Origin of the sequence: Coleofasciculus sp., from assembly GCF_046565525.1 — a bacterium.
Classification (GTDB): Bacteria; Cyanobacteriota; Cyanobacteriia; order Cyanobacteriales; family Coleofasciculaceae; genus Coleofasciculus.
Genome location: NZ_JBKHUP010000047.1, coordinates 40,523 through 60,794, shown reverse-complemented (window position 1 = coordinate 60,794; position 20,272 = coordinate 40,523). Strand labels below are relative to the sequence as shown.

Below are 20,272 nucleotides of genomic sequence, written 5' to 3'. Positions count from 1 at the left end.
GGCTAATCACGAAGGCACAAGATTTCTCTCAAGCCCACGCTGTACCGCTCGTATCGGTCAGCGTTGGGTTCGTGACATAATTCTTGGAATACAACCATATTGGCAAGAGTTGACACAACTCGTTGAGACCCGATTATGACATTCTTTCGTAAGGACGACCAACTCGAAAAAATTGGCACAGAGATTCTCGAAGCCACCTGGTTAGAGTTTCCTGGATTCGCCCGCAATCAAATCGCTCTCACCTGGATTGTCTATGATCCCCCCATCCCCGTAAATACAGGAGGGGCGCTTTCTTCCGATGAATTTTGGAAATATCCAGTCCGAGGCTTTAGTTATCGGGGTGTTGAGCGAATTTACCCAGCAGATTTGGTTGCCCTATTTTATCTGGTAGCCATCCAAGAATGGTTAGAAACTTCCATGGTTGGACAATCCGATGAACTGAATCGAGGGATTCAGAATATGATTGTTGACTCTAGCCATGATGCATTAAGTTTAGTCGTCGATGTCTTGAGTGGGACAACCAGTGGTCCAGAGTTAACCCCTGGTCCGTTGGAAACCTGGAAACTACAACGTAATATCGTTAATCGTTACTTTCAATCTCTCGGTTGGCAAGACTTAGAATCAATTAACGTCAATCAAAAAACCTGGAGTGATGGACCCTATGGTCGGGAACGGCGATTTATGGGAACATTGATGGAAAATCGGAATATGTTAACCACGAATGCCACAGCACGGCTACTCCATAGTATCGTTGGTGGCGTGGCGGTTTCTGGAGTGCGATCGCAATTGATGATGAGCCTGCTAAAACGCAGCCTGAACCCAGCCACTCTCCAGGATAACCCCCATAATCAGATTACAGGATTCTTAGGCGGTGGTCTTCCACCAGAGGCTCAGTTATGGTCTAAATCCGGGTATTCAACCCCAATGCGACATGATGCGGCTTACATCGAGATCCCGTCTATTTTACCTTATCTACTGGTTGTATTTACTGAAAGCAAAACTCATAGTCAAAATCAAGACCTTCTCCCTTTTATTTCTCAAAAGGTCGTAAACGCAATGAGTATATTGACTTAGTGGCTAGGAAAGGGCAATCCTAGACAATATAAGCAAATCGGCTTTGCTAATTTCAACCTTTGAATTTTCTGTTGAGGAGTGACCTTGAAACATCATCTTTTACGCTCCACTACTTACGGCGTGGGTTTAGGGATAGTCGCCATGGGTAACCATGGGTTACCCGTTAACGCTCAAGTATCCAGTCAGGGCGGATCATTGACTCGCTTAGAATCCATCGCGGCTGAGGTACGCACCGAGGGGACGGCTGAACCCGCCAATGCTTGGGTTAACCGATTGACGGGTGATCCCGCACTGACTCAGGGTGCGGTCAATCTTCCGGCTGAGTCTTCACTCTCACAAGCTACACTTACACCCAGTGCTACTGTAGAATCGCCGACTCCTTCTGTATCGTGGAGTAAAGGACTCCCCAGCAATCCAGCAGCAACCCAGAGTTCGGTAAATCCAAGGGTTTCGGAAGCTCAAGCCTCATCTCTAAAGAGTTTCACTCGTCAAGACGATGCTCTCGCAACTCAACCTGTCCCCCAAACCCTGACCTCATCGGCTGATTCGCTGACCCTACAGCCGACTCAGGACTCAGAAATCGTGTTGAATGAATCGCAGACTCTGGCTCAAACCGATCTGGATATCCGCCGAGGACCTGATCGGGTTCCCAATTATGTGGGGGTTGGTGTCAACATTGGTTTAACCGAAGGTGACGATGACGATAACGCTAACGATGGGGGTGGTGAGACGGGTTTAGGGGATGCTGGTTTTGTGATAAATGGCAAAATCGGATTGTCTAGTAACCTATCCCTGCGACCTAGTGTGATCATTGGCAATGATGCCGTCTTTATGGTACCGCTCACTTACGACTTTGTCATTCCTCGCGTCGATCCCTTTGAACCCATCCGCTTCGCCCCGTTTTTAGGCGGGGGTATCGCCTTGTCAACGGATGCGGATGACAACATCGGATTCTTACTCACTGGGGGTGTGGATGTACCCTTGTCGCGATCGTTTGTCGCCAATGGGTCAATCAATATTGGTTTTATCGAAGATCAGACCGATGTCGGTATCATCCTCGGCGTAGGTTATACCTTTGCTGATTTCTAGTTCCTAACCAATTCTTATCTGTAGGGGCGACCCGCTTGCATAAATTAACAATACCACTCCACTCAATTGGGTCGGGTCGCCCTCTATGCAAACCCTTGGATAAAAAGCGAGTTAAGTTAACGCGGGTTCACTGGACTGATAAATATGAGCGGCTTTGAGCATGTGATAAGTAATCAACAGTTGGGTTAAAGCTAGGGGATAACTCTGGAGTATTTCCCCTGTAGTTCCCGTCACCTTACCGATATCAGGATCACCTTCTAATGTGCAGTATTTACCCAAGTAAGGAATTTCGCTACATAAAATCCGTTCTAATTCCCGTACCTGTTCCTCTGTCGCATGACCATCGATTTCCAGAACATCTACAGGTTTACCCATATCTCGGTCTAATTCTAGGCGAATGGCTGTACTTAGATGGGATTTGCTGGGGCTCAGGAGTCGGGTAAAGTCTGGATGGGGAATCGTCGGTCTGAGGACTAACCGCACATTTAGCATTAAATCACTCTGTTCCTCTGATAACTCGTCAGGGGGATAGAAGCTGACCACCATATCTGACCACTTACGCTGGGGACGGATAAATTCTTCAGAATCCACTTCCCGTTGTCTCAACTGTTCCAGTACCTGTTCTTCCGTATATCCCCGCTTGCGCGTATCCCGCTTAATCTTCCACTCACTCCGCAGAGATTCTGGTGGTGCTAAAAAGACCTTGACATCGAAGCACTCACGCGCTAAGCGAGTGGAATAACCGAGTAATCCTTCAACAATGACAAATCGGCGGGGTTGAATGTACTCCGGTGGTTCAAAGGTGCCGGTGTTGTGGTTGTAAATAGGTTTGAGAATTGATTGTCCAGTTCGCAGCAGACTCAGATGCTGCTGCATGATATCCAAATAGTTACAGTCAGGATGGAGGGCTGAAATCGCTTTTTGCGCCCGTTGCTGGCGATCATAGCGGTGGTAATCATCGGTGCAGAGGATTGTGACTTCATCTTCGCCCAATATTTGTGCAATTCCTCGTGTTAGCGTTGTTTTGCCAGCAGCGCTATCACCGACAATACCGAGGATAATAGGGCGATGAGTCATAGGTCTTCGATGATTATAAAATTAGGGAACTCCTGATTCGTCTCATTCTAGGTGGGAAGGGGCTGTTTTGTCATTTGTCATTTGTTTGCACCCTCCGTCCCTGTGCCCCCTGCACCTCAGTCCGCCATCTCACTGGCAATATCATCCGTCTTTGCCGCCATGATAAAGTCGTTTTTGTGTAAGCCGGAGATCGCGTGAGTCCACCAGGTTACAGTGACTTTACCATATTCGGTTAAAATAGCGGGGTGATGTCCTTGTTCCTCGGCAATTTCACCAACACTGTCGGTAAAGGTGAGCGCTGTTTTGAAATCGGGAAATTCATAAGAGCGTTCTAAGCGGGCTTCCCCTTGTGGCTGAATTAGGTTCCAGTCGGGAATTTCCGGTTTAAGTTGGGCGATCTCTTCTTGGCTAACGGGGGATGAATTCTTGGTGCAAGCTTCGCATTTTTGTTGGTTTAATTGAGCCATAGCGATTCTCCTTCTGATTTCCCTCACTTTCACATTTTAAACTGGGTCAGAACATCTATCTTAGGAGGAATGGCACTGACATAAACAGTGTGAGATCACCAAAACCTTTGATATACCGTAGGGTGAGCATTGCCCACCAGCCTTAAGTCGAATGGCACTGACTTAAGGATTGATCCTAAGCCCGGAAGTGCTGATGATACAAAGTGTACCGACTACGAACCTAGGCTAGGTTCTGCAAAAATTTTAGAAAAGGGGGTGACACCCCTAACTCCAAAAATGATATAGTGTGACAGATAGATGCACCCTGATAATTGGGAGAGTCCTTTGAGTGGCTCTCTTTTTTATTTGTTATTGGTCTATGACATCCTCTCAAGGCTCAATCAAAGACTGTAGGACAGACTTACAGCACAAAAGGTGAAATTCATCGATTACTGACCCCCTGAGAGTTGATATAATCGCTACTCGAACTACTATTACGAGTTGAGGGGGAAGCATCATGTCAGATTGGCGGGAAATTACAGGTGGCGTCACAGCACCGAGAGGATATCGAGCATCTGGAATAGTGGCTGGACTTAAGCCTTCAGGGCTGCCGGATTTGGCATTGATTATGTCTGATGTGGAGGCGATCGCAGCCGGAGTCTTTACTCTAAATCAGGTTTGTGCTGCACCAGTTACCTATTGTCGTCAGCGTTTGCATTCAAAAGCCAGCGCTCGTGCTATTTTAGTGAATTCGGGTCAAGCGAATGCGGCAACAGGGGAAGCGGGATGGCAGGATGCTTTGGACTGCGCTAAAGCATTGGCACAAGCCCTGAACATTTCTCCAGAGTCTATATTATTAGGCTCCACGGGTGTGATTGGAAAGCGTATTCCCATGGATACTCTTCTCGCCGGAATTCCCCAACTGGTGGAATCAGCATCAGAAGTGGGTTCCGATGCTGCAGCCCAAGCGATTATTACCACGGATTTAGTGACAAAATCCATTGCCTTGGAAACCACGATTGACGATCGCCCAGTACGGATTGGTGGAATTGCCAAGGGTTCAGGGATGATTCACCCGAATATGGCAACGCTGCTGGCGTTTGTTACCTGTGATGCGGTGGTTTCTACACCTTTATGGCAAAAAATGTTAAGTCGGGCGGCGGATAAAAGCTTTAATCAAATTACCGTCGATGGGGATACCAGTACCAACGATACCCTCATTGCTTTGGCGAATGGTCAATCTCGCACCTCAGCGATTACGGAAATGGGACCTCATGCCCAAAAGTTAGAAGCGATGCTGACGGCGGTATGTCAACATTTAGCCAAGGCGATCGCACGGGATGGAGAAGGGGCGACGTGTTTGATGGAAGTACAAGTCACAGGCGCACCCAATGATCAAGCGGCGCGTCAAATTGCCCGGACAATTGCGGGTTCATCCCTGGTTAAATCTGCCATATTTGGTCGTGATCCGAATTGGGGGAGAATTGCAGGTGCGGCGGGGCGTGCGGGTGTCCCTTTTTCCCAGGAAGCGTTGCGGATTCAGATGGGGGATTTTGTGCTAATGGACAAGGGTCAACCCTTACCCTTTGACCGAGATGCAGCGAGTGCTTATTTGAAAAATGCCGCAAGTGGGGCGTATTTGAAAGAGGATACTGTTTTAATTTCGGTGAGTATTGGCAATGAGCCGGGTACGGGTCAGGCGTGGGGCTGTGATTTGAGTTATGACTATGTGAAGATTAATGCCGAGTATACGACGTGAGGGCGATGGTTCGGTTCAGCTTCTACACAAACAAAGGGGCGATTGAAATCGCGGCTACACAAACAAAACCCGCCTGCGCGGGTTCAAGAGTTCAAGAAAAATGAGAGCAAATTCTATGTAAAATTATGCCAAGACCGGACATGATATTAGGTGCAATTAGAAATCATGGTTACAAAAACCAAACCCACCGGAGTTTACCCTTGAGCGAAGCAAAGGGCGGGTTCAAGAAATATGAGGTCTAATTTCACGCAGTTGTATCTCCATTGTGTTTGGGCAACTTGGAATAGATTGCCTTTGATTACGAGTGATATTCAAGAGGCAGTTTATGCAGCAATTATTAGGGAATGCCAACAGCTAAAATGTACAGTTATTGCCTTGGGCGGTATTGAAGATCATGTACATCTATTAATAAGTTTTCCCCCTACTCTAGCGGTTTCCAACTTAATCAAAAAAGTTAAAGGAAGTTCTTCTCATTTAGTTACCCATGAAATCAAGCCAGGGGAATTCTTCAAATGGCAAGGCAGCTACGGCGCATTCAGTGTTAGCCATGATAATCTTGATCAGGTAGCTAACTACATCAAAAATCAGCCGCTTCACCATCGCCAGAAATCAATAATTTCTACTTGGGAATTAATGGCTAACTGATTAATTAAATCATTCCTAGTAGTTATAAATCGCGTTTATAGGTAAAAACCTGCTTCTATTGGTTTCCGATAAAGTACAAGTTGTAAGTCCGCGAAGGCGGACTTTGTTTGTGTAGCTGCGAATTCTATTCGCCCAGCTTGTTTAATTGTTTCAATCCCTGATAGGGATTCAGGGGCGTTTCAACTGCCCGCCTCAGAAACGCTTGCTCTATTTAGTTTTCAATGTACAGATCCGAGAGCCTTTACTTAATCTATCATTTCCGGCTTCAGCCGACAAGATAAATCTTGGAGCCAACCGACTAAAACCCAATCCCAGTAATACTTTCAGCGTTTCCGAGAACCTCAATGTGACGCAAAATCCCTTAAACCCATACCACATAAGGAATACAGCCCTAAAATAAAACCTGCCTAGAAAAACACCTACCCCCTCTCGGATTTCATCCAAACTAAGAACTTGGTCATGTTTCACAGTCAACGCATCTCCATTATCGGCACATCAGGTTGCGGCAAAACTACCCTAGCCCGCCAACTCTGCCAACGTCTTGCCATTCCCCATATTGAACTTGACGCCCTTCACTGGGAAGCAAATTGGACAGAAGTCCCGACTAATTTTATTGAATCAATCCGCTTACGCCCATCTCAACCTTGTCCATCTCAAATTCCCCAGGCAAACATATACTTGGTTGTCGAATTTGGCAACATAGAAAGTGGGATAAGCTTATTCGCGATCGCTCTACCACTACCCCAAAATAATCATGCTTAAAAAAGTTGGTATAATCTGCCTAGCATTCCTTATAGGAATTCTTGTCTTTCCCCCTTTAACTTCCGCCCAATCCACCGCCGCTTTAGCCTCACGCATCTCTCGCCTAGAAACCGAGAATTTCCAGTTGCGATCGCAAATCAACCGCATCGAGTCTCAGTTTGCTACCTTCACTCGGCAAGTTCCCAGCCCAAATCGTAGTCCCAACCCACCAGCGCCAGCACCATCAGTCCCTCCCAGAACCCCGCCGCGAGTCTTATCATCTGATCCAATGTTTGACCGACTAGCCACCCTAGTCATCGAACTCAAGGAACGGATTCAAGACTTAGAAGCCCAAGTCGCTGAACTCCAGGAAAAATTATAATTGATTGGGGCGGGTTTAGTTATATTGGGGTCAGGGAAGAAACGATAGTAGTGAAAGTGAGCCCCTACAAACCATGCTTTTCCTACTCACTTTTTCGCCTGAATCACCTGCAAACTTCCCCCCGCATACAGACGCTGTTCACAGGATGTAAACCCTGTCTGCTTCAGCAATCCCACCAAATCCGTCTCCAATAACTGCCAAGCCGTTTCCGTTTCAAATAACCACAGAAACAGGGCGACTCCCGGTATAAATAAAACATTAGTCGGCTTGTGGAAATCCACCAACGTAAACACACCACCCGGTTTAAGCACCCGATACACTTCCTTGAGAATTTGCTGCAACACTGACGGCGGCATCTCATGTAGTGCTACACTGGTATGCACCAAATCAAACTGATTCTCGCCAAACGGCATATCCTCGGCAAAGGCTTCTACATACTTGGCTTGAGGTACATTCTTTTCGGCACGTTGCAGTGATAAGGGTGAAACATCTAGTCCGGTGACATTCTGGGAATACTCCACCAGAAAGCGGGTAGCCTGACCCCCGCCACAGCACAGGTCTAACACTTGCGTTTCTGAGTCAATTGTTAAACCTTGCAAAGGCAGATGGTGGAATCGCCGTTCTCCACCCACGCTTGTGGCGGCTAATCGAGAAATGGTGTCATAGAGCCACTGATACTTATAGCTTAACGGTCTTAATAGGGTTGCCATGGTTCTGCTAGGATCAAGATTCTAGATTTTTTCCGGGAAACTCAGACCATTACCAGCATATATTGTTAAAATCAGTAACAAATATGAAATATTTGGAATGCCGTGATCGCTATGGGTCGTGTTGGGGTATTATTACTTAACTTAGGTGGACCGGATAATTTAGAGGATGTCCGCCCCTTTCTGTTTAATCTATTTGCCGATCCCGAAATTATTCGCCTGCCCTTTTCCTGGCTGCAAAAGCCCCTGGCTTGGTTAATCTCGACAATGCGGGCAAAGAAGTCGCAAGAGAATTACCGCCAAATTGGTGGGGGTTCCCCCCTGCGGCACATCACTGAAGCCCAAGCCCAAGCTTTACAGGAGAAGTTAAAACAGCAGGGGCAAGAGGCGAATATCTATGTAGGTATGCGTTACTGGCATCCCTTCACCCAAGAAGCGCTAGCCTATGCCAAACGCGATGGCATTGAACAATTAGTTATTTTACCCCTATACCCGCAATTTTCCATCAGTACCAGTGGTTCCAGTTTCCGGCTTCTGGAACAACTTTGGCAGAATGATGCTAAACTCAACCAAATTGAATACACGGTTATTCCCTCCTGGTATCAAGAACCGGGCTACCTGCAAGCCATGGCGGACTTAATTGATGTGGAACTGCAACGGTTTGATGATCCTGACGCCGTTCATATTTTCTTCAGCGCCCATGGTGTTCCGAGTAGCTATGTCACAGAAGCTGGAGACCCCTACCAGCAAGAGATTGAGCATTGCACAGCCCTAATTATGCAGACGCTCAACCGTCCCAACTCTCATACCCTGGCGTATCAAAGCCGGGTGGGACCTGTGGAATGGCTGCAACCCTATACTGAAGACGCATTAAAAGAGTTAGGGAATCAAGGGGTCAAAAACTTGCTAGTTGTCCCGATTAGCTTTGTCTCTGAACATATTGAAACCCTCCAAGAAATTGATATTGAGTATCGGGAAATCGCAGAAGAAGCCGGGATTGACAACTTCCAGCGGGTTCCAGCCCTCAATACCCATCCCGTTTTTATTGAATCCCTCGCCACCTTAGTCGTAGACGCTTTAAACACGCCGCCACGAACATTTGCTGAAGTTGTACGTCCCAGCAAAAAAGTTAAAATGTATCCTCAAGAACGTTGGGAATGGGGTATGACAACGGCGGCTGAAGTGTGGAATGGTCGTTTGGCGATGATTGGCTTTCTGGCTTTAGTTTTGGAGTTAATTAGTGGTCAAGGACCCCTCCATTTTGTTGGCTTATTATAAAACAAGGGGGCAGGGAACAGGAAAAGAGAAGCTGAAGAAAGTGTCAAAAACCGCTAAGCTAACTCAGCAAATAGCGGAATCCCTACCCAAGTGTGTTAGCCGAGTAGGGATGAGGTTAATTTTATGGTTTTTGCGACTATACAAAACGACACCCCAATTGGGATGTCTGTTTGTATGAGAAGAAATTGAAAAATCCCTTAGCGGACTCTGCGCTTACGCCGTCTAGCCACCGCTTTGCGCTTTTTCTTTTCAATCGGCGTCTCAAAGTGACGCAAGCGCTTCATATCTGCAAAAATTCCTGCTTTGGACACTTGCCGCTTAAATCGGCGCAGCGCTGACTCAATTCCTTCATTTTCGCCTACAACCACTTGGGTCATATTATATCCTCCTTCTAGCGTACAGTAACTAATGGATGATGATCATCATCCAATTCAATCTCTAACAAAATTAGCCTATTGAAACCATCAGCGATGCTCATCACTATGTAACTTCGCTTAGGCGACACTTGCTCGACCAGTGAGTAATTCCAAGGTAACTTGGACGGTTTCACTCATGAAATTAGCACAAACACTTTAACCGTCTTGACAATTATTGGCTGCGATTGACTAACCCTGACACATAAGCATCAACCTAGTCATTTTAGAGGCGACTGGTACCGCTGGACACAGTTATTTGAATACTTTAACGACTGCTCCCATAGTAACGATTAGTTCATAAGGAATCAAACCTGTCTCCTTATCCGGTGAGACAGGACTGACCTGGGCTTGCCATCATCCCTAGATTACAACTTCGCGATCGCACTGTCAATCAACGTCACCCCCTGTTCCACAGTATCAATGCGACTAAGCTGATCTCGCAAGTCGCTGGCTCCCACAAAACTTTTAGTATACCACGCTAAATGTTTTCTGGCTTGCTGAATGCCGCGATCGCCTTTATACTCCCATAAAGCCTGTAAGTGTTGCTTAGCACAGGTTAGCCGTTCCGCCGTCGTCGGTGGAGTTAGTCGTTTCCCCGTTTTCAGAAAATGGTCAATTTCTCCCACCAAAAACGGATACCCCAACGTTCCTCGCGAACACATCACCCCATCCGCCCCCGTCTGTTCCAAACATTTCACGGCTGACTCTATCGAGAAAATATCGCCATTAGCAATAACCGGAATAGACAGAATCTGCTTAACCTTACCAATCCACTCCCACTTCGCCTCACCCTTATACCCTTGGGCGCGGGTACGGGCGTGTAAGGTTAGCATTTGCGCCCCCGCATCCTCCATACGCTTGGCGAAGTCGAGGATATTAATTTCATCATCACTCCAGCCAATCCGCGTTTTCACCGTAACCGGGATAGATACCGCCTCCACCACCGCCCGTACAATCGCCACCGCCGTTTCCGGTTCTCGCAGTAAGGATGAACCCCCTCCCTTTTTGGTAATTTTATTCACCGGACATCCCATATTAATATCCACCGTATCCGCACCTTCGGCTACGGCTCTCTGGGCGGCTTCTCCCAGAAAATCGGGGCGACAGTCAAATAACTGAATACTAATCGGCTTTTCATTCGGATCAACATCCATTATTTTGGATAAACCCTTGACATGATGCAATCCGGCTGCATGTACCATTTCCGTATACATCATCGACTCCGGCGCATAGCGGCGCACCAGGCGACGGAATACCAAATCCGTGACACCAGACAGAGGGGATTGGAGTACGCGACTCTTAACTTCAAACGAACCAATTTTCAGAGGGGTGGCGAGTCGCTGGTGTAATTGAGGGCAAAGAACACTCATGTTTGCTGAATAATAGTCGTTCCCGGTGACTGGTCATTAGGGGACTAAGGATTAAGTCTAAAATAGATTAAAATCAATCTATGTTGAGTATACTCCTAATTTCCGGGTAATGGATATTTAGAGAATAACTGAATAGTGAAGCGTATTTTTTTGATCAGGAAGGCGCAAAATGTCGTCAAATGCCAAAAATAAATGCCAAAAAGCGAAATAAAAAAACTTTGCTAGCTTTAATACCACAGAAGCCTTCAAGCAGTTAAGCCTAACTGAATTATTACTCTGGAATGTTGAGTATAAACCCATTGCACCTAGTCCTTTTTTTTAGGAAGGATGGGCTAGATTACAATGTTTTGATCGGCAAAAGTATGAGGAATCAAAATTTAAATTTTGTGTAGGGGCGGGTTTTACTATTACCGTTTCTTACCTCACAAAAGATGTAACTAAACCCGCCCCGACTGAGTGTAGTTGGAAATCTAGTGCAAGAAGGCAGAAATAACGCCAACAGCTAACATCTCCCCCAGCTAAGAGACGTAGCATGCTACGTCTCTACAACCCCAGCTCCCCCTGCTTCATCGTATCTACGAAGCTGCTCAAGTATTTCCATGCCCGCCGCAATAGCGCCAGCAATCACGCCATCGTACCCGTAAACACTCGCTGCGCGGGTCCTGTCATGTAAATCCGTTGATCAACTTGGGACCATTCAATATCCAAACACCCCCCAGGAAGTTCCACCGTACAGGCGCGATCGCACTTTCCAGTCAATACCCCAGCAACCACCGCCGCACAAGCCCCCGTACCACAAGCCAAGGTAGCTCCAGCCCCCCGTTCCCATACGCGCATCTTGATATAATCGGGGCGCACAATTTGAATAAATTCGGTATTTGTCCGTTTGGGAAAGGCTGAATGATGCTCGAACTTTGGACCAATACTTTCCAAAGGAATAGCCGTCACGTCTTCCACAAACGTAATACAGTGAGGATTGCCCATACTCACACAAGTGACCTGCCAAACCTTCCCCCCGACATCTAAGGGAACGTCAATCACCTTTTGATCAGCTTGAGCCAAGGTTGTCGGGATTTGAGATGCCAGAAGCTGAGGCATACCCATATTCACCTTAACTTTGCCATTTCCTTCCAGTTTTGGCGTAATCACCCCAGCTAAAGTATGAATCCGATACTCCGTTGAATCGGTGACTCCCTGTAAATCGGCTAAAAACTGAGCTAAACAACGAATCCCATTGCCACACATTTCCGGTTCTGAGCCATCCGCGTTGAAAATCCGCATACTATAGTCAGTACCCTCAAGTCCTGGTAGGGCAAAAATCACACCATCAGCACCGATGCCAAAGTTGCGATCGCACCACTGCACGGCTTGCTCTGAAGTGATTAGCGGGTCTGGCTTTGACCGATTATCAATCAGAATGAAGTCATTCCCCAAACCGTGGTACTTTGTAAATTCAATCGCCATTATCGTCTCCAGCTTAACCATCTAATTATGAGTGAATTGTCCACCAATCTACCTAGTGTTCGTCAAGTTCAAAGCTTGATTCGAGACGCCCAAGAGGTTGAACTCAAACTCATGACAAATGAAATCTTCATGGGCAGACTGCGCTGGCAAGATCAATCCTGCATCTGTCTTCTGGATGAACAGGAGCAGCCGATTATTATTTGGCATCATGCGATCGCCTATATCAAGCCTAAGGGAGGCGGTGGCGTAAATCGATCCCTGCAAGTACGCCAAGAGTCTGCCGTGGCGAGTACCCAAACGGCGGAGAGTGCTGACAATCCCTTTGAATTTGCCGAATAGTCTACGCATCAGCTAACATCATGAATTTGTTGATGAACCGGGACATCAGCGACACTACTATCAGGGAGTGGTGCTAACCAGTCCTGTAATTGATTTAGCGGATAACTTCCGCCACACAATAACAGGTGATCTTGCTCTCGGATTTCGGCATTCCCATCGGGAAAAGGGATAAACCTCCCTTCTCGGCGGATTGCTTGCACCTGAATCCCATATTGACGCCGCCAATGGAGTTGGGACAGGGTTTTGCCATGGGCGGGACTTTCTGGAGGTATCAACACCCATTGACAGGGACTGCTGGTGGCAGGATTTGTCATTTCTCCCTTTGCCAATTTCTTAAACGCAGACAGTTCATCGGGTTCACCCACCGCCAAAAGGCGATCGCCTTCCTCCAGAGTCGCCCCAGAATCGGGATAATCGATTTCCTCACCTTCAGCCCGACGAATCGCCACCAAGCTAACCCCAGTCAAACGGCGAATATCGGCTTGTTCTAACGTCATACCCGTCAGCGGAGAATCCTCTGGCAAGTCATACCACTTACTATTCATCATCTCAGCCGCTGCCCGCAAATCTCGGGCAATCTGAGACTGAGGTTGTTCGGGGCGCAAATCCAGATAATGAGAACTGCGAATTTTTTCCATTTCCTGCTGAATTACCCAATTGGGTACACCAATTCCTGACATCAAATGCGTCGCTAACTCCAAAGACGCCTCAAACTCTGGTTGCACCACCTCTCGCGCCCCCAGTTGGTACAAAAGTTCGATATCCCGATCCTTATTCGCCCGCACGACGATATCTAAATTCGGGTTTAATTCTAGCGATCGCTTTAAACATAACCGACTACTCATGGCATCAGACAAAACAATCACCATGGATTTTGCCCGTTCTACCCCAGCTTTATCCAAAACATGTAAACTAGCCGCATTACCGTAAACATAAGGAATTCCCGCGTCTCGTAATTGCCCAATTACCTGCTCTGACTGCTCAACCACCAAAATCGGATAATTATGTTCCTGCATCAGTCGCACTAAATTGCTACCGCTGCGCCCATACCCACAAATCACCACATGGTCTTTTAGCTGTTGGCTATTCACGGATATGTCTTTGGGAGCATCCATTGGTTCAAAATACCGTTTTAAGGGCGGGAAATTCTCTAACCAGTTCAATGCTAAGGGTGTTAATCGTAACAGAAACGGTGTCACAATTAACGTCACCGCCGTTGTTCCTAAAATTAAAAGATACACCGGGCGAGAAACCAGTCCCAAGGTTTGCCCTTCACTAGCTAACACAAAAGAAAATTCCCCAATTTGAGCTAACCCTAGACCTGCCAGAATTGCCGTTTTTAAGGGATAGCCAAATAGTTTAACGATTGGTGTTATAATTAAAGACTTACCCACCGAAACCAGCAAGACCAATCCCAAAATTAATTCCAGGTTATTCCACAGGAAAATAGGATCAATTAGCATCCCAATCGCCGCAAAAAATAGGGCAGCAAAGACATCCCGCAGAGGTTCGACATAAGTTAGGGTTTGATCGGCATATTCCACCTCGGAAATCATTAACCCCGCGACAAACGCCCCCATTTCAATCGAAAGTCCCAACTCTTCCGTCAACAGGGCAATTCCCATACATAAACCCACAACTCCAAGTAAAAATAACTCTCGGCTTTCAGTACGGGCAAGGAATCGTAATAACGAAGGAATCAACCATATCCCTACAGCGATGGCACCCGCTGCAAATAGACCAATTTTCAATAGGGCAAGTCCCACGGCTATGCCAATCACTTCAGTGGGTTGGTCTAAAGCCGGGAGTACCGCCAACATTAACCCCAATGCCAAGTCTTGCACCACCAAAATGCCTAGCATCACCTGCCCGTGGGGGGTTTCGGTTTCGTTGCGTTCCATCAAGCATTTGAGAACCACCGCCGTGGACGACAACGACAAAATTCCTCCCAAAAACACACCTTGGGCGGGAGACGTGACCCAACCCATACCCAGAGAGACTAATGTGGTGACTAAGATAGTCAGGACGATCTGGAGTCCACCACCACCTAAGGCAATCTTTTGCACTTTTTTCAGTTCCGCCAGGGAAAACTCCACCCCTAGGGCAAAGAGCAAAAATGCCACACCAAACTGAGCCAGGGTTTCAATTTGGATGACCTCTTTAATCAGACCCAAACCCGCAGGACCCACAATCATCCCCCCGACGATATAGCCCAAGAGCGGGGGTTGACGGCATGAGGATGCCAAGAGTCCGCCAGCCGCTGCTGACGCCAGAACAGATACGAAGTCGATAATCAGTCGGAAGTCTTCTTGCACCGGTGCGTTATCAAAATTAAAGTGCTATATCCTTCTAGGATACAAATTTTCTTAAGATTTCCAACATTTTGTTAACTCCAGCAACATTCTGTGTTAAAAAACCGGGTTTGGAGTCAACGGGCGGATCGAGCCATTCCTCGTCACTCGGCGACCTTCACCCTATCTAGGTTGTTGGTGATAGCTCTGTAAATCGCTATCGAGAGACCAGATGAAAACTTCACTCATCTCAAAACGGTCACAAGCCTTATCAAATTCCCGAATAATACTCAAATCCCCAAAACTTGTTCCTTCGGGTTTGTTATGAGCTTTGTTCCTACCCGCAAAATCGGGGAACTCCTCAATCCAGGAGAGAATCTCTTTCATATCGGGAAAAACGACAGGTTGCCAAGGTGCTTCACCAGAAAATGCGGCTTTAACAGCGACAACAAATCGTTGAGCTGTGGTTCGACGGATGTTGCCATCACCATTCTGGGCAATGTGATTACCTGTTTCAACTATTGTCACCATGGGTAAGAGAAAGGTACATCCAGCCTCCACATAAGTCTTAAAATCTTCGGTTACTTTTTCCTTTGATTCATTGCAGTTGGGGACATCTAGCAAGTTGAGAAATATGCTGGTATCAATCAGGCAAACGCTGCTCATTCGCCCTACCCCTGCAAACGAGCAAGCCAATCCATTGCTCGCTGTTTTCGTTCCTCAGGAGTGTGCGGTGATTTAATAAATCGATCAACGACTCCAGTTGTGACCAACTGCCCCAGTGGACCTTGAGATACGAGACCCGGAAATTCATCCATATCTCCGAGTCTGATCAGACGGCTATTTCCGTCCTGTGGATCACGAAAACAGAAGACAACATCTCCGAGGGCGCGATCGGGCAAAGCATTCATCAGCGCTGGATTATGGGTGGACAGGAGTACCCGCAAGTTACGGCGCTCAGCGATTGCCCGAATACTGGCGAGTAAATGTTCAGCTCTGGTAGGATGAACCCCATTGTCGATTTCCTCAATAACCACTAGGCTCCCTTCAGTGGCAGAAAGCATAGCCGCAGCAATTGCCAGTACCCGTAAGGTTCCATCCGATAATAAGGCAGCTTCACAAGGGCGCTCGATGTTCCCAAATGTCTCTGTGAGGCTTACCATTACCTCATCCCTGGGTCCAATCAAAAAATCCAATCCGGAAATTGCCTGTTCTGGGAGACTCTGGATAAAATCTAAAATTGCCTGTTGATTGCTAGCATTACCTTTCCATAACCGAAATAGTACGCTGGAAAGATTGCTGCCATCTCCTTGCAATCGCTTATCCGTCTTGAAGCTATACTCGCGCATTCTTGCCGGAATGGGATCGAGAAACAGAATGTTCTCCAACACACGTTGATAGTTACGGACGATTTCTGGAATAACCTGTTGAGACTTTTTGTGCTTAGCATTAAAACTAGCAGGGCTGTCCAGTTGAACGAATATCGCCATCTGATCGCTACAGGTGATGTGGGGCTTATTTCGTCCTCTGGCAAAGTTGTTATAAGCCACATCAACATCCGTTCCCATACCCTGAGAAGGTCTATCCAAATCGTAGAGTACTTGATCTGAGGCTCCAGTTATTCGCTCACTACTGATATGTAGATCGCCATCCCGAACAGTGAGAGTCAGGGTGAGTTCGTTCCATTCAGTCCGATCGAGCTGGCAACCGATAGTAAAACTTGATTCTTCTTGATAACATAAATCGCTGATCCGACCTCGAACAATGCGATCAGAACGGTTTGTCTCATATCGAATGCTGGAAAGTTTTTTCCCTTGAGCCAGCCAGGACAGAAAGCGCAAACCTTCTAATGCATTACTTTTGCCAGAAGCATTCGCACCAATTAGGACAGTCAGCGACCCAAGGGGTAGTCGTCCTTCACGGTAACTTTTGAAATTTGCCAGAGTGAACTCAGACAGGATAACGCTCATGTGACATCCTCTTAATAAACTGGCATTTCCAGATATCATGTATTTTAGTTCAACGGTTGGAACTTACCCGATCGCCTTATTTTGTGGTAACAGTTTGAATTGAGGTTCAAGACGCTAAATGGTTGAAGACATTGAAAAAGCCAGACTCAACACCCAGAGTTCAGGAATTCCCAGTCAACCGCCTCCGGTCACTCCGCGACGTTTCCCTGCCAAACCATTGAGGATCAAAGGACGGTGGACTACATCGCTAACTGTAGGTATAGCAACAGTTTTGGCGATCAAGAGTCAAGCTGCGATCGCGCTGCAAGTGCGAGTAACCCCAGAAAGTCCACAGTTAGGGGATACGCTGTCTGTGATGATTGAAACTCAAACCACGACTCAACCGCCTAGGGTGTCCATCGGGCAAAAAACCTATCCCACCTTTCCTGTCGCCGCTAATCGCTATCGCGCCTTACTCCCAACCAGTCCTCTGGATAAACCTGGAAGTCTGCAAGTTCAGGTGACTGGGGATGGTGAGGTGAGGAACCTGGCTGTATCCCTGAGAAATCGTTCGTTTCCTACCCAACGCATCCGACTATCAGGTGGCGCCAACCGCGCCGCCACCGAACTAGAACTCAATCGGGTTGCTGAGTTTAAAACATTGGTGACGCCCCAAAAGTTCTGGAATGGACCTTTGCTTAAACCTAATGCGGGTCGAGTGTCTACGGTGTTTGGCGTGCGTCGTTATTATAACGGAGTATTCGCTGAGGATTATTATCATCGAGGCGTTGACTACGCCGCCGGGACGGGTTCGCCTGTCGTTGCACCCGCAGCCGGACGAGTGGCGTTAGTGGGACGAGAATCCGAGGGGTTTCAGGTGCATGGCAATACAGTAGGAATTGACCATGGTCAAGGAGTATTGAGTATTATGCTGCACCTCAATCAGATCGACGTTCAACAAGGAGATTTTGTCCAAACCGGTCAAAGAATTGGTACAGTGGGATCAACAGGGGCTTCTACCGGACCGCATTTGCACTGGGGACTGTATGTTCATGGCATTGCCGTAGATCCAGTTCCCTGGAGATTTGAAGGTATCGAATAAAACCGTGTTTAAGTTTTTCTGAAGTTTTCCCGAATCTTATGCACTTGTGGGGTTGGTTTAACAAATCGTTTTCTGTAAATACTGGCAAATAAAGCCGAAAAAGCTGGTTTGTTGGTTGTTTCTGTAAGCGCTCATAAGACTTCACAAGATTGCTCCAAGTGCAACGAGAAAGTACCTAAAAAGCGGCATATTCGCACTCCAGACTGTCCTTATTGTGGTTGTAGACTTGACCGCGATCATAATGCAGCTATAAATATCAAAAACAGGGCTGAGGGTCATCCAGTCCTTAAAGTGCAACGCCTCAATAGCGATAGCCGGATTGGTTGCGAAGCCTAGCACAACCACCTGTACGCAGGTTGGTGTAGGAGATGTCACTTCATGGTAAACTCTGGTAAGTCTCCCCTGATCTGAGCGACGAATGGGCAACACAATCCAACTACCATGAGTATTGAAAAAATCGTAGAACAAGCTCTGCAAGATGGTTACTTAACCCCAGTCATGGAAACTGAGGTTGGACGTATTTGTGATACAGCATCAGAGCTTTCGATCGAAGAATATATGGCGTTGGATCGCCTGATGGGAGCGCTGTTGACGGGTGAAGTTGTCGCCGTTCCTCGCAAGCAGTTCATTAACGTGATGGAGGAGTTGGTACTCACCGAAGCGATCGCGCAAGTGGCGGAAATTGAAGCAACCACTGACCAAGTGCTGGATGTGGGTGATATCGCCGCCTATGCTCTGAATCGACTCCCCCCTCTGTATGCTACGACAGAAGAAGGGGCAAAATACCAACGTCAACGAGCCAAAGAAGAATTGCAAGAGTTGATAACTCAGCAAGTTAATACCGCGATCACGCAAAATCTGCATCGACCTGATTTTGGCTCTGAACGCCAAGCGATTCGTAGAAGTAGCGGCAAAGATTTGTTCCAGCAGGTGAGTTCCTTACTCCAAGATTACGCCCCCAACTTTGAACCCAAATCTGATCTCAAAAGTCAATAGAGACGCAGGGGGAGCAGGGGGAGCAGGGGGAGCAGGGGAAGCAGGGGGAGCAGGGGGAGCAGGGGGAGCAGGGGGAGGATGTCAATCTGTTCCCTAACGAATGACCAATGACCAATGACGAATCATTTCCGTACTAAGATAGGCGTTCCAACTTGAATTTGTTCATACAGCGCCTGAATATCAGTATTTCGCATCCGTAAGCAGCCGTGAGAAATTGGCTTACCCACGAGATCTTCATCATTAGTTCCATGAAAGCCAATCTGATGGTGTTCGTCAGACCAAAATCCAATCCAGCGATCGCCTAAGGGATTATCCGGTCCAGTCGGGATTAAATCACCAGTGATGGGTTGTCGCCAGATGGGATTACGCTGCTTGCGGAGAACCTTGAAGCTACCTGTAGGGGTTTCCCAACCCGGTTGACCCACAGCAACTGGATAGCTAGCGAGTTCTTGCTCCCCCCAGTAACTATACACCTTGGCATCACTCAAATCCACCACTAAGCGCACATTCAGAGCGGCTATTGCCTGGTTCAGATGGGGAGTCAGGGGTAATGCTTGTGCGATCGCGTTTCCCTCAGAAGAACCTGGATGAGGTAGAATTAATCCGGCTAAGGGAACAGGCGCATCTACTCCCCATCCCCAATCAAGCGTCATTCGCTTTCTCATCCATTCACCGTACTTCCCCAGTGGCTGGGGCGAATCCAAGTCACTCTCATTCTCTCCATCCAGAAATGTCCTCTGAACCGATTGGGCAATCTCAGAGGGGAGTGGTATCGATTGACTTTGTTGCCAAGCCACTGACAATAATAATCCTGCTGCTCCAAAGCAAAGCAGCATCAAGCTAGTTTTGAGTGAGAAGGTTCCGCCCATAATTGCTTAGGAGGGTATCACACCGGGACAAGTCTAACCTATCAAAACCACTTTAAACTTGACAGGAAAAACCGCCAAACCCTTTTTTCCGGATAGGATGTCTTTCCTCTAGAAGAATGATGATAGGCTTTTCCAGATGCCACAGTAGGACTTGACGGGAAACACTACCCGTTTGGAGGATGTATTTGGTAGGTTTGAATAGAGATAATTAAAAGTTAGTTTATTCACCCCAACCAAGCCTTTGCTAATCTGAGCGGGAACTCTACGTGAAGTCAGGC

Annotated in this window: 19 protein-coding genes and 2 pseudogenes; 11 read left to right on the top strand and 10 right to left on the bottom strand. The window is 47.2% G+C overall.

The window, feature by feature from the left end; translation table 11 throughout:
• Positions 1–135 precede the first annotated feature (135 nt).
• Together ACLGGO_RS17950 and ACLGGO_RS17945 are read left to right on the top strand one after the other, a co-directional pair.
• Positions 136–1,074 (top strand): serine hydrolase, encoded by a 939-nt coding sequence (locus ACLGGO_RS17950; RefSeq protein WP_446420325.1) that lies wholly within the window; start codon positions 136–138, stop codon positions 1,072–1,074.
• A gap of 84 nt (positions 1,075–1,158) precedes the next feature.
• Entirely contained in the window at positions 1,159–2,163 is a 1,005-nt protein-coding gene (locus tag ACLGGO_RS17945) for a hypothetical protein (protein WP_446420324.1), read from the top strand.
• A gap of 111 nt (positions 2,164–2,274) precedes the next feature.
• Here ACLGGO_RS17945 and ACLGGO_RS17940 read toward each other — a convergent pair whose 3' ends face one another.
• Positions 2,275–3,240 (bottom strand): phosphoribulokinase, encoded by a 966-nt coding sequence (locus ACLGGO_RS17940; protein ID WP_446336179.1) that lies wholly within the window; start codon positions 3,238–3,240, stop codon positions 2,275–2,277.
• A 116-nt stretch (positions 3,241–3,356) separates the two neighbouring features.
• The gene (locus ACLGGO_RS17935; RefSeq protein WP_446336180.1) at positions 3,357–3,707 is read right to left on the bottom strand and encodes a 4a-hydroxytetrahydrobiopterin dehydratase; all 351 of its coding nucleotides are present in this window, start codon (positions 3,705–3,707) and stop codon (positions 3,357–3,359) included.
• Between the two features lie 496 nt (positions 3,708–4,203).
• Here ACLGGO_RS17935 and argJ point away from each other — a divergent pair, with 496 nt between their 5' ends.
• From argJ to ACLGGO_RS17915, 4 genes and pseudogenes are all read left to right on the top strand, one after another.
• Positions 4,204–5,445, top strand: a complete 1,242-nt coding sequence (gene argJ, locus ACLGGO_RS17930) for a bifunctional ornithine acetyltransferase/N-acetylglutamate synthase (protein WP_446420323.1) — start codon at positions 4,204–4,206, stop codon at positions 5,443–5,445.
• 231 nt (positions 5,446–5,676) lie between these two features.
• Positions 5,677–6,090, top strand: a complete 414-nt coding sequence (tnpA, locus tag ACLGGO_RS17925; protein ID WP_446420322.1) for an IS200/IS605 family transposase — start codon at positions 5,677–5,679, stop codon at positions 6,088–6,090.
• Positions 6,091–6,549: 459 nt separating this feature from the next.
• A pseudogene (locus ACLGGO_RS17920) lies at positions 6,550–6,708 on the top strand (AAA family ATPase); the annotation flags it as partial.
• 136 nt (positions 6,709–6,844) lie between these two features.
• Entirely contained in the window at positions 6,845–7,213 is a 369-nt protein-coding gene (locus tag ACLGGO_RS17915; protein WP_446420321.1) for a hypothetical protein, read from the top strand.
• Between the two features lie 86 nt (positions 7,214–7,299).
• Here ACLGGO_RS17915 and ACLGGO_RS17910 read toward each other — a convergent pair whose 3' ends face one another.
• A complete protein-coding gene (locus ACLGGO_RS17910; protein WP_446336185.1) occupies positions 7,300–7,923 on the bottom strand; it encodes a class I SAM-dependent methyltransferase in 624 nt (207 codons plus the stop codon).
• Between the two features lie 111 nt (positions 7,924–8,034).
• Between ACLGGO_RS17910 and hemH the strand changes: the two genes are divergently transcribed.
• Complete coding sequence (gene hemH, locus ACLGGO_RS17905; RefSeq protein WP_446420320.1) at positions 8,035–9,198, top strand: ferrochelatase; 1,164 nt, start codon at positions 8,035–8,037, stop codon at positions 9,196–9,198.
• A 197-nt stretch (positions 9,199–9,395) separates the two neighbouring features.
• On the opposite strand, the gene rpsU is transcribed toward hemH, so the two are convergent.
• The 3 genes from rpsU to dapF form a co-directional block, all read right to left on the bottom strand.
• Complete coding sequence (rpsU, locus tag ACLGGO_RS17900) at positions 9,396–9,575, bottom strand: 30S ribosomal protein S21 (RefSeq protein WP_006098158.1); 180 nt, start codon at positions 9,573–9,575, stop codon at positions 9,396–9,398.
• Positions 9,576–9,979: 404 nt separating this feature from the next.
• Positions 9,980–10,984, bottom strand: a complete 1,005-nt coding sequence (dusB, locus tag ACLGGO_RS17895) for a tRNA dihydrouridine synthase DusB (RefSeq protein WP_446336187.1) — start codon at positions 10,982–10,984, stop codon at positions 9,980–9,982.
• A 624-nt stretch (positions 10,985–11,608) separates the two neighbouring features.
• Entirely contained in the window at positions 11,609–12,448 is an 840-nt protein-coding gene (gene dapF / locus ACLGGO_RS17890; RefSeq protein WP_446336188.1) for a diaminopimelate epimerase, read from the bottom strand.
• Between the two features lie 27 nt (positions 12,449–12,475).
• On the opposite strand from dapF, the gene ACLGGO_RS17885 reads away from it, so the two are divergent.
• A complete protein-coding gene (locus tag ACLGGO_RS17885) occupies positions 12,476–12,787 on the top strand; it encodes an Hfq-related RNA-binding protein (RefSeq protein ID WP_446420319.1) in 312 nt (103 codons plus the stop codon).
• Between the two features lie 8 nt (positions 12,788–12,795).
• Here the strand turns inward: ACLGGO_RS17885 and ACLGGO_RS17880 are convergent, their stop codons facing one another.
• From ACLGGO_RS17880 to ACLGGO_RS17870, 3 genes are all read right to left on the bottom strand, one after another.
• A complete protein-coding gene (locus ACLGGO_RS17880) occupies positions 12,796–15,102 on the bottom strand; it encodes a cation:proton antiporter domain-containing protein (RefSeq protein ID WP_446420318.1) in 2,307 nt (768 codons plus the stop codon).
• 159 nt (positions 15,103–15,261) lie between these two features.
• A complete protein-coding gene (locus tag ACLGGO_RS17875) occupies positions 15,262–15,744 on the bottom strand; it encodes a hypothetical protein (protein WP_446420317.1) in 483 nt (160 codons plus the stop codon).
• A 5-nt stretch (positions 15,745–15,749) separates the two neighbouring features.
• Positions 15,750–17,048 (bottom strand): AAA family ATPase, encoded by a 1,299-nt coding sequence (locus tag ACLGGO_RS17870; protein ID WP_446420316.1) that lies wholly within the window; start codon positions 17,046–17,048, stop codon positions 15,750–15,752.
• Between the two features lie 118 nt (positions 17,049–17,166).
• Here ACLGGO_RS17870 and ACLGGO_RS17865 point away from each other — a divergent pair, with 118 nt between their 5' ends.
• The 3 genes and pseudogenes from ACLGGO_RS17865 (at position 17,167) to ACLGGO_RS17855 (ending at position 19,125) form a co-directional block, all read left to right on the top strand.
• Positions 17,167–18,129, top strand: a complete 963-nt coding sequence (locus ACLGGO_RS17865) for a M23 family metallopeptidase (protein WP_446420315.1) — start codon at positions 17,167–17,169, stop codon at positions 18,127–18,129.
• 78 nt (positions 18,130–18,207) lie between these two features.
• Positions 18,208–18,465, top strand: a pseudogene (locus tag ACLGGO_RS17860) (zinc ribbon domain-containing protein); the annotation flags it as partial.
• Positions 18,466–18,570: 105 nt separating this feature from the next.
• Positions 18,571–19,125 (top strand): late competence development ComFB family protein, encoded by a 555-nt coding sequence (locus ACLGGO_RS17855; protein ID WP_446336193.1) that lies wholly within the window; start codon positions 18,571–18,573, stop codon positions 19,123–19,125.
• Positions 19,126–19,247: 122 nt separating this feature from the next.
• Here the strand turns inward: ACLGGO_RS17855 and ACLGGO_RS17850 are convergent, their stop codons facing one another.
• Positions 19,248–19,994, bottom strand: coding sequence for a L,D-transpeptidase (locus ACLGGO_RS17850; RefSeq protein ID WP_446420314.1), 747 nt, complete (start codon positions 19,992–19,994; stop codon positions 19,248–19,250).
• Between the last annotated feature and the right edge of the window lie 278 nt (positions 19,995–20,272).

Coding starts and splice junctions, on each gene's coding strand:
- ACLGGO_RS17950 (WP_446420325.1), top strand. CDS start 136: ATGACATTCTTTCGTAAGGACGACCAACTCGAAAAAATTGGCACAGAG.
- ACLGGO_RS17940 (WP_446336179.1), bottom strand. CDS start 3,240: ATGACTCATCGCCCTATTATCCTCGGTATTGTCGGTGATAGCGCTGCT.
- ACLGGO_RS17935 (WP_446336180.1), bottom strand. CDS start 3,707: ATGGCTCAATTAAACCAACAAAAATGCGAAGCTTGCACCAAGAATTCA.
- argJ (WP_446420323.1), top strand. CDS start 4,204: ATGTCAGATTGGCGGGAAATTACAGGTGGCGTCACAGCACCGAGAGGA.
- tnpA (WP_446420322.1), top strand. CDS start 5,677: ATGAGGTCTAATTTCACGCAGTTGTATCTCCATTGTGTTTGGGCAACT.
- ACLGGO_RS17915 (WP_446420321.1), top strand. CDS start 6,845: ATGCTTAAAAAAGTTGGTATAATCTGCCTAGCATTCCTTATAGGAATT.
- ACLGGO_RS17910 (WP_446336185.1), bottom strand. CDS start 7,923: ATGGCAACCCTATTAAGACCGTTAAGCTATAAGTATCAGTGGCTCTAT.
- hemH (WP_446420320.1), top strand. CDS start 8,035: ATGGGTCGTGTTGGGGTATTATTACTTAACTTAGGTGGACCGGATAAT.
- rpsU (WP_006098158.1), bottom strand. CDS start 9,575: ATGACCCAAGTGGTTGTAGGCGAAAATGAAGGAATTGAGTCAGCGCTG.
- dusB (WP_446336187.1), bottom strand. CDS start 10,984: ATGAGTGTTCTTTGCCCTCAATTACACCAGCGACTCGCCACCCCTCTG.
- dapF (WP_446336188.1), bottom strand. CDS start 12,448: ATGGCGATTGAATTTACAAAGTACCACGGTTTGGGGAATGACTTCATT.
- ACLGGO_RS17885 (WP_446420319.1), top strand. CDS start 12,476: ATGAGTGAATTGTCCACCAATCTACCTAGTGTTCGTCAAGTTCAAAGC.
- ACLGGO_RS17875 (WP_446420317.1), bottom strand. CDS start 15,744: ATGAGCAGCGTTTGCCTGATTGATACCAGCATATTTCTCAACTTGCTA.
- ACLGGO_RS17870 (WP_446420316.1), bottom strand. CDS start 17,048: ATGAGCGTTATCCTGTCTGAGTTCACTCTGGCAAATTTCAAAAGTTAC.
- ACLGGO_RS17865 (WP_446420315.1), top strand. CDS start 17,167: ATGGTTGAAGACATTGAAAAAGCCAGACTCAACACCCAGAGTTCAGGA.
- ACLGGO_RS17855 (WP_446336193.1), top strand. CDS start 18,571: ATGAGTATTGAAAAAATCGTAGAACAAGCTCTGCAAGATGGTTACTTA.
- ACLGGO_RS17850 (WP_446420314.1), bottom strand. CDS start 19,994: ATGGGCGGAACCTTCTCACTCAAAACTAGCTTGATGCTGCTTTGCTTT.